The organism is Streptomyces sp. LS1784 (genome assembly GCF_020103755.1).
Classification (GTDB): Bacteria; Actinomycetota; Actinomycetes; order Streptomycetales; family Streptomycetaceae; genus Kitasatospora.
This window is the reverse complement of sequence record NZ_JAHSQD010001135.1, coordinates 1-1,025: the sequence shown is the minus strand read 5'-3', so window position 1 is coordinate 1,025 and position 1,025 is coordinate 1. Positions and strand designations below refer to the sequence as shown.

The window sequence follows — 1,025 nt, the reverse complement described above, 5'->3', positions numbered from 1 at the left end:
CACCGCGGCGTCGGCGGCCGCGCCCGGGGCCTGCTCGGGGGTCATCGGACGGTTCACTCCCACTCCTCGGAGACGGACGGGGCGGGTACGGGCGTGGCGCCGGGCGGGCCGCCGTGGGTCCAGGGGGTGTCGTCCGGCTCGGGCAGCGGCGCGGACTGGCGCACCGTCAGTTCGAACAGGGTGAAGGTGACCGGCTCGCCGGGCTCGGGCAGACTGCCCGGCTCCGGCTCCTTCTTGCGGCCCATGCCGGACAGCACCCGCAGGGTGAGGGTGCCCTCGGCGGCGTCCACCGCGACGATCTCCGCCTTCTGTGCGGGCGGACCTCCCCCGGCCTCCGGACGGGGTGGCCCCCATACCCGGTGCACCTCCCGGCCGAGGTCCGCGTGCGGGCGGTCGACGGTGCGCAGGGTGACCAGCGGGCGCGGCTTGGGGGAGCGGCCGGTGGTGTCCCAGTCCGGCACCACCTCCGTCACCACGCCGCTGAACGCCTCGCCGGCCAGCCGGTGCTCGGCCATCGCCAGCGGGTCGTCCAGCGCCTCCTGGACGTCGAGGCGGGCCTGCTCGCGCTCGCGCTGGGCGAGCTTGCGGGCGGCGGTGACGGCGTCGTCCTGCCGGGGCTGCGGCGGCTCGCCGGCCGCCAGCCGGTCCCGGTGGCCGGTGTAGGACCAGCGGTCGCCGGTCCAGCGCTCCTCCAGGTGGCCGGCCGGCGGCAGGGCGCGCAGCAGGTCCAGGCCCTGCCAGACGTCCCGCCAGGTGGGCAGCAGGACGGACGTCAGCGCCTCCTCCAGCGCCGTCACCGCGGCCCGTACGGCCGCCCGGGCGCGCTCGGCGGCGGCCTCGTCGCGCTGCTCGGCGCTGTGCTGCAGGGCGCCCACGGCGGAGTCGTAGCGGGCGATCGCCGGGGCGAGCACGAACTCGTCGAAGCGGGGGTCGGTGGCCGGGCCGGCCGGCGGGTGCAGCAGCTGCCCCCGGTCGTCCCGGGCGGACTCGGCCAGCTCGGCCGCCTGCGCGCCGGTCAGGCCGTC

General features: G+C 78.4%; 1 pseudogene. It reads right to left on the bottom strand.

Annotated features, from left to right (window positions below):
* Positions 1–53: 53 nt before the first annotated feature.
* Positions 54–1,025, bottom strand: a pseudogene (locus KS423_RS46155) (hypothetical protein); the annotation flags it as partial.